The organism is Pseudonocardia hydrocarbonoxydans (assembly GCF_006539565.1).
Lineage (GTDB): Bacteria > Actinomycetota > Actinomycetes > Mycobacteriales > Pseudonocardiaceae > Pseudonocardia > Pseudonocardia hydrocarbonoxydans.
This window is the reverse complement of sequence record NZ_BJNG01000055.1, coordinates 20,635-27,970: the sequence shown is the minus strand read 5'-3', so window position 1 is coordinate 27,970 and position 7,336 is coordinate 20,635. Positions and strand designations below refer to the sequence as shown.

Sequence of the window (7,336 nt, the reverse complement as noted above, 5' to 3'; positions counted from 1 at the left end):
GCGATCCTTGCGGACCGGGCCGGGGCAACTTTTCCAAGCTACATGGTCCTGTTCGCGGTGTCAAACTCCGCCAGGCCCAACTGCTTGGGACGTGCTGGGCAAGGCTACACCGTGAGGTGGAAGGCCTTGCCGGGGTGGTCACCGTTCCGCGGGCTGACTCTGGGCCGAAGATTTCGTCCCGGTCTGTCGTGCTGCCCGCCGTGGCGACGAGGAGAAAGTTACACAGGCGCCCTCAGGGGGGTCAAACCGGGGGGGTCCTTTTCGGTGTACCCGCAGGTCAGGAGCTCAGGACGCGGACTCCGGCCAGATTGCGCTTGCCGCGCCGCACGACGAGCCAGCCACCCGCGAGCGGGTCGCCGGGGCCCGGGGTCCACGCCTCGTCGACGACCTTCGCGTTGTTGACGTACGCGCCCCCCTCGCCCACCGCCCGTCGCGCGGCACCGCGGCTCTCGCTCAGACCGGTCGCGACGAGCAGGTCGACGATCGTCGGGTCCTCCGACGAGCCGACCTGGGCGTTCGGCACCTCGGCCAGTGCCGCGTCGAGGGTCGTGGCGTCGAGATCGCGCAGCTCGCCGCGCCCGAACAACGCGCCGCTGGCCGCGACCACCTGCTCCGTCTGTCGCGCGCCGTGCACCAGCGTCGTGAGCTCGGCGGCCAGCGCACGCTGCCCGGCGCGCAGATGCGGCCGTTCGGCGACGTCCTGCTCGAGCGCCTCGATCTGCTCCCGCGCCAGGAACGTGAACAGGCGCAGGTACCGGCCGACGTCGGCGTCGGAGACGTTCACGAAGTACTGGTACCAGGCGTACGGCGAGGTCATCGCCGGGTCGAGCCAGATGTTGCCGCCGCCGGTGGACTTGCCGAACTTGCGGCCCTCGGCGTCGGTGACCAGCGGCGTCGTCAGGGCGTGCACCGCGGCGGACTCGACACGCCGCACGAGCTCGACCCCGCCGACGATGTTGCCCCACTGGTCGGATCCACCGATCTGCAGGCGACAGCCGTGCCGGCGGTACAGGTGCAGGTAGTCCTGGCTCTGCAGCAGCAGGTAGCTGAACTCCGTGTAGGACAACCCGTCCGCGGCCAGCCGTCGCTTCACCGTCTCCCGGCCGAGCATCACGTTGACCGAGAAGTGCTTGCCGACGTCGCGCAGGAACTCCAGCGCGGTCTGCTGCCCGGTCCAGTCCAGGTTGTTGACGACCAGCGCGCCGCTGGGCGTGTCGTCGAAAGCCACGAACCGCTCGAGCTGCCCCCGGATGCGGGCACCCCAGTCGCGGATCGTGTCCTCGTCGTGCAACGACCGTTCGCCGACGTCGCGGGGATCGCCGATCAGGCCCGTCGCCCCGCCGGCCAGCACGATCGGGCGGGCGCCCGCCTGCTGGAACCGCCGCAGCGTGAGCAGCGGCACGAGGTGCCCGGCGTGCAGGCTCGGCCCGGTCGGGTCGAACCCCGCGTAGAGGGTCAGGACGCCGTCGGCCAGCTCGCGCCGCAGCGCGGCCCGGTCGGTGCTCTGCGCGACGAGGCCGCGCCACTCCAGGTCGTCCAGTACGTCGGTGCTCACAGCCGGGATTGTTCCCCAGCGCCCGTCGGCGACGATCAGCCGCCCACTCGCGCGGCCAGCTCGGCCGGGACCGTGTCCAGCAGTGCGGGCAGGCTCAGCACGCTGCTGAACGACAGCGCGACGGCCTGCTCGGTGCTCGCGTTGACCACGCGGCCCTCCTGCCCGACGCGCAACGCCGGGTATCCCGGCTGCGCCTCCAGGGTCGCGTTCTCGGTGCCGGGGATCTGCAGCCACACCAGCACGTCGGCCTCGTCGAGCAGGCCGAGCCGCTCCGCGCTGAGGTCGGCGTAGAAGCTCTCGCCGGCGAGCTCGTCGAAGGTGGCGGGCACCGTCAGCCCGAGCGAGGTCAGGAACCGGCCGCGGTTGTCCTGGGAGGTCCAGACGAAGAACTGGCCCGCCCCGACCGAGCTCAGCGCCGCCACCGCGGCCCGCTTGCCCGCCAGCTGCGGGTACTCCGCGGCGACGGCCGTGAAGCGCGCCTCCAGGTCCGCGACCAGCCCGTCGGCCTGCGCGCCCCGCCCGAGCGCCTGCCCGATCAGCCGGGTCGTGTCCTGCCACCGGCTCTGGAACGGCTGGTCGCCGACGGGCTGGGTGACCACCGGGGCGATGCGCGAGTAGCTCTCGTACTGCTCCGCGGTCAGGCCCGCGGACACCGCCACGATCAGGTCGGGCTCCAGCGCGGCCACGGCCTCCAGGCCGAACTCCCCGTCGAGGACCGCCGGCTGCTGTCCCTGCAGCAGGTCCGCGGCCCACGGCCAGGTGGCCGATGGCTGTCCCCCGGTGAACTCGCGGATGGCCACCGGCACAACGCCCAGGGCCAGGATCGCGTCCTGGTCGGTGTAGCCCAGCGACACCACCCGCTCCGGCGGCGCCGGGATCTCCGTCGTGCCCAGCGCGTGCTCGACCGAGACCGGGAAGCCCGGCGAGGCGCCGGGCTCCGGGCCGGTGTCGGCCGGGGCACCCCCGCAGGCGGCCAGGGCGAGGGAGACGGTGGCGACGAGCGCCGGCAGCAGGAGGCCGCGGACGCGGCGTCGTTCGAACACCAGCAGAGGCTAGCCTCACCTATTTCCGTCGTCCAGAGGCACCGGCCCGGCGGTACGCGCTCACCGCGGGCTCGCCGTCGACCCAGAACCGCCACGGCACGTCGTGTGCCGCGACGACCCCCACCCGCGGGCCGCTCCGCACCCGGGCCGGGTCGACGGGCGACCCGGCCCGCAGCCGCACCGGCGACGTGGGGTCGGTGACGTCGAGACCGTCGTGCTCGCGCCGCAGCCCCAGCAGCGCGGCCATACGGGCCGGGCCCCTGGCCAGGTCGACGTCGCGGCGCGCCGTCGGCCGGCGCAGCCGCGCCACCCCCGGGTCGCTGACCAGCTCTCCCCCGCGCAGCAGCACCGCGCCGGGTTCTCCGTCGACGAGACAGGAGACGTTGGCGCAGAAGTGCATGCCGTAGACGAAGTAGACGTACAGGTGCCCCGCCGGGCCGAACATCACCGCGTTGCGCGGGGTGCGCCCCCGGAACCCGTGCGACGCCGGGTCGTCGGCGCCGCGGTACGCCTCGACCTCGACCAGGCGTACCGCGACCGTGCCGTCGGGGGTGTCGGACTCCAGGGTGCACCCCAGCAACCGCACGGCCGCGGTGACGACGTCGTCCGCGAGCTCCCCGGCACCGAGCAACGGCGTCACGCCGTGGCGAGCGCCAGCTTCACGCACACGGCCACGCCCGCCATGGCCTTCTCGACCTCGTCGAGCGGCGGGAAGGTGGGGGCGAGCCGGATGATCGCGTCCTGCGGGTCCTCTCCGCCGGGGTGGGTCGCACCGGCCGGGGTGAGGGCGATGCCCGCCTCCTTCGCCAGCTTGACGATCGCCGTCGCCGTGCCCTCGGGCACGGTGAGGGTGACGAAGTACCCGCCCTTCGGCGTCGACCACGAGACACCGGGGGTGTCGGCGAAGTTCTCGGTCAGGATCCGCTCCAGCGCCGCGAACTTCGGGGCGATCAGCGCCCGGTGCTTCGCCATGTGCGCGGCGACCCCGGCGGTGTCGCCGAAGAACAGCGCGTGGCGCAGGTGGTTGACCTTGTCGGGGCCGATGGTGCGCTTGGCCGTGAGCGCGAGCCACCACTTCACGTTCGTCTCCGACGCCCCCAGGAAGGCGACCCCGGCCCCGGCCAGGGTGATCTTCGAGGTGGAGCCGAACACGAACGGGCGGTCGGAGTGGCCGGCCTCAGCCGCGAGCGCCAGCACGTCGGCGACCTCGATGGCCTCCTCGGTGAGGTGGTGCACCGCGTACGCGTTGTCCCACATGATCCGGAAGTCGGGGGCCGCGGTGGGCATGGTGGCCAGGCGGCGGGTGACCTCGTCGGAGTAGACGACGCCGTCGGGGTTGGCGTACTTCGGCACGCACCAGATGCCCTTGATCGACGGGTCGGCGGCCACCAGCTGCTCGACGACGTCCATGTCGGGGCCCTCGGGCGTCATCGGGACGGCGACGAGCTCGATGCCGAGCCGGTCGCACACCGCGAAGTGCCGGTCGTAGCCGGGGACGGGCGCGAGGAAGACGACCTTCTCCTCGTCGACCCAGCGGCGCTCGGCGCCCGGCAGCGGCGACAGCAGCGCGTGCACCAGCGTGTCGTGCATGAGCTCCAGGCTGGAGTTGCCGAACGCGATCAGCTGCTCGACGGGCACCTGCAGCGCGGGCGCGAAGATCTCGCGCAGCTCGGTGAGGCCCTGCAGGCCCTGGTAGTTGCGGGTGTCGGTGCCGTCGGCCGCCCGGTAGGTCTCGCCGGGCAGGCCGAGCAGGGCGGCCGAGAGGTCGAGCTGGGCCGCCGACGGCTTGCCGCGCGTCAGGTCGAGCTTCATGCCCTGCGCGACGAGGGCGTCGTAGTCGGCCTGGGCTCGGGAAGCCAGATCCGTGGTCATGGGAGATCCTCCAAGCGAAGTGCGTCGCGGGCGGCGGCCGCGGCGGCGCGCAGGTCGTCGAGCTGCTCGGCGACGCGCTCCCCCGCGGTACCCCCGCGGGCGTCCCGTGAGGCTATCGAGCCCGCCACGGTGAGCACGTCGCGCACCCCGGGCGTCAGGACGGGATGGACGGCGGCGAGCTCGGCGTCGGTGAGGTCGGCCAGCCCGACGCCCCGGGACTCGGCGACGCGGACGCAGCCGCCGGCCGCCTCGTGCGCGACCCGGAACGGGACCCCCTCGCGCACCAGCCACTCGGCGACGTCGGTGGCCAGGGTGAACCCGGCGGGTGCGAGCTCGGCGAGCCGGTCGGTGTGGAAGGTGAGCGTGGCGACCATCCCGGCGACGGCGGGCAGCAGCAGGTCGAGCTGCTCGACGGAGTCGAACAGCGGCTCCTTGTCCTCCTGCAGGTCGCGGTTGTAGGCCAGCGGCAGGCCCTTCAGGGTGGCGAGCAGGCCGGCGAGGTTGCCGATCAGGCGGCCCGCCTTGCCCCGCGCCAGCTCCGCGACGTCGGGGTTCTTCTTCTGCGGCATGATCGAGCTGCCGGTGGAGAAGGCGTCGTCGAGGGTGACGTAGGAGAACTCCGCGGTGGCCCAGACGATCACCTCCTCGGCGATCCGGGAGAGGTCGACCGCGATCATCGCGAGGACGAAGGCGGCCTCGGCGGCGAAGTCGCGGCTCGCGGTGCCGTCGATGGAGTTGGCGCTGGAGGAGTCGAAGCCCAGCTCCGCGGCCACCGCCCCGGGGTCCAGGCCGAGCGAGGACCCGGCGAGCGCGCCCGAGCCGTAGGGCGATACGGCTGCCCGCCTGTCCCAGTCGCGCAGCCGGTCGACGTCGCGCAGCAGCGCGTGGGCGTGCGCGGCCAGATGGTGGCCGAGCAGCACCGGCTGGGCGTGCTGCAGGTGCGTGCGGCCGGGCATGGGCGCGTCGGGGTGCGCGAGCGCCTGCGCCACCAGCGCGTCGACGACGTCGAGCACGCCCGCGCCGACCCGGCGGGCCGCGTCGCGCAGCCACATCCGGAACAGCGTGGCCACCTGGTCGTTGCGGGAGCGGCCGGCGCGGAGCTTGCCGCCCAGCTCGGGGCCGGCCCGCTCGATGAGGCCGCGCTCCAGGGCGGAGTGCACGTCCTCGTCGTCGGGGGCGGGCCCGAACGCTCCCGAGCCGACGTCGGCACCCAGCTTCGCCAGCGCGTCGAGCATCCCGGTGAGCTCGGCGTCGGTGAGCAGGCCCGCGGCGTGCAGGACGCGGGCGTGCGCCATCGAGCCGCGCACGTCGTAGGGGGCGAGGCGCCAGTCGAAGTGGGTCGACTTCGACAGCGCGGCCAGCGCGTCGGCGGGGCCGGAGGCGAACCGGCCGCCCCACAGTGCGGACGTGGTGTGGGCCGCCATCAGTCGGTGCCCGCCTCGAGGGCGGCGTCGTCGAGCAGCTGCCCGGCGTCGCGGGCCTCGTCGGCCGCGGCGATCCGGTCGAACCCGCCCGAGGGCAGCTCGCCGAACAGGGTGCCGTGCTCCACGAGGACCGTGCCCTGGTCGTGCGGCTGCCCGGCGTAGGCCTCCAGCTTGGCGCGGGAGTCGGCGATGTCGAGGTTGCGCATCGTGAGCTGGCCGATGCGGTCCGTCGGACCGAACGCGGCGTTCTCGACGCGCTCCATCGAGAGCCGGTCGGGGTGGTAGGAGAAGCCGTCGCCGCGGGTGTCGAGGATCGTGTAGTCGTCGCCGCGGCGCAGCCGCAGGGTGACGGTGCCGGTGACCAACGAGGCGATCCAGCGCTGCACCGACTCGCGGACCATCAGCGCCTGCGGGTCGAGCCAGCGGCCCTCGTAGAGCAGCCGGCCGAGCTTGCGGCCCTCGTTGTGGTAGTTGGCGACGGTGTCCTCGTTGTGGATGGCGTTGACCAGCCGCTCGTAGGCGGCGAACAGCAGCGCCATCCCGGGGGCCTCGTAGATGCCGCGCGACTTGGCCTCGATGATGCGGTTCTCGATCTGGTCGGACATGCCCAGGCCGTGCCGCCCGCCGATCGCGTTGGCCGCCAGCACGAGGGCGACCGGGTCGGCGAACCGCTCGCCGTCGATCGCCACGGGCCGACCCGCCTCGAAGGTGACCGCGACGTCCTCGGTCTCGACCGCCACGGACGGGTCCCAGTACTTGACGCCCATGATCGGCTCGATGGTCTCCAGCGAGACGTCGAGGTGCTCCAGGGTCTTGGCCTCGTGGGTGGCGCCCCAGATGTTGGCGTCGGTGGAGTACGCCTTCTCCGCGGAGTCGCGGTAGGGCAGGCCGCGGGCGGTGAGCCACCGGCTCATCTCGTCGCGCCCGCCCAGCTCGGCGACGAAGTCGGCGTCGAGCCACGGCTTGTAGATGCGCAGCTCGGGGTTGGCGAGCAGGCCGTAGCGGTAGAACCGCTCGATGTCGTTGCCCTTGAACGTGGAGCCGTCGCCCCAGATGTTGACGTCGTCGGCGTGCATCGCGCGCACCAGCAGGGTGCCGGTGACGGCGCGGCCCAGCGGGGTGGTGTTGAAGTAGGTGCGGCCGCCGGACCGGATGTGGAAGGCGCCGCAGGCCAGTGCGGCGAGGCCCTCCTCGACGAGCTGCGGCCGGATGTCGACGACGCGGGCGATCTCGGCGCCGTACTCCCGTGCGCGACCGGGCACGCCGGACATGTCGAGCTCGTCGTACTGGCCGAGGTCGGCGGTGTAGGCGCACGGGATCCCGCCGCTCTCGCGCATCCAGGCGACCGCGACGGACGTGTCGAGGCCCCCGGAGAAGGCGATGCCGATGCGCTCGCCCTTGGGGAGGGAGGTCAGGACCTTGCTCACGGGGTGGTTGCTCCT

General features: G+C 73.2%; 6 protein-coding genes. All 6 read right to left on the bottom strand.

Features of this window, described 5'->3' with window-relative positions:
• Positions 1 to 277: 277 nt before the first annotated feature.
• Genes tyrS through argG form a run of 6 tightly spaced genes read right to left on the bottom strand, consistent with a single transcriptional unit; the run spans position 278 to position 7,321 of the window.
• On the bottom strand, positions 278 to 1,555 hold the full coding sequence (tyrS, locus tag PHY01_RS24960) for a tyrosine--tRNA ligase (protein WP_141282541.1): 1,278 nt from the start codon (positions 1,553 to 1,555) through the stop codon (positions 278 to 280).
• Positions 1,556 to 1,590: 35 nt separating this feature from the next.
• A complete protein-coding gene (locus PHY01_RS24955) occupies positions 1,591 to 2,598 on the bottom strand; it encodes an iron-siderophore ABC transporter substrate-binding protein (RefSeq protein WP_141282539.1) in 1,008 nt (335 codons plus the stop codon).
• A gap of 19 nt (positions 2,599 to 2,617) precedes the next feature.
• Complete coding sequence (locus PHY01_RS24950; protein ID WP_370467467.1) at positions 2,618 to 3,238, bottom strand: DNA-3-methyladenine glycosylase; 621 nt, start codon at positions 3,236 to 3,238, stop codon at positions 2,618 to 2,620.
• Positions 3,235 to 4,470, bottom strand: coding sequence for an aspartate aminotransferase type Ic (locus tag PHY01_RS24945; RefSeq protein ID WP_141282538.1), 1,236 nt, complete (start codon positions 4,468 to 4,470; stop codon positions 3,235 to 3,237). The genes PHY01_RS24950 and PHY01_RS24945 overlap by 4 nt, the downstream gene beginning before the upstream one ends.
• Positions 4,467 to 5,894: an argininosuccinate lyase gene (argH, locus tag PHY01_RS24940; RefSeq protein ID WP_141282536.1), complete on the bottom strand. Its 1,428-nt coding sequence runs from the start codon at positions 5,892 to 5,894 to the stop codon at positions 4,467 to 4,469. The genes PHY01_RS24945 and argH overlap by 4 nt, the downstream gene beginning before the upstream one ends.
• Positions 5,894 to 7,321, bottom strand: a complete 1,428-nt coding sequence (argG, locus tag PHY01_RS24935) for an argininosuccinate synthase (RefSeq protein WP_141282534.1) — start codon at positions 7,319 to 7,321, stop codon at positions 5,894 to 5,896. Before argG ends, argH begins: the two co-directional genes overlap by 1 nt.
• Positions 7,322 to 7,336 lie beyond the last annotated feature (15 nt).

Excerpts from the sequence above, each read along its gene's own strand:
- PHY01_RS24945 (WP_141282538.1), bottom strand. The coding sequence starts at position 4,470 with ATGACCACGGATCTGGCTTCCCGAGCCCAGGCCGACTACGACGCCCTC.
- argH (WP_141282536.1), bottom strand. The coding sequence starts at position 5,894 with ATGGCGGCCCACACCACGTCCGCACTGTGGGGCGGCCGGTTCGCCTCC.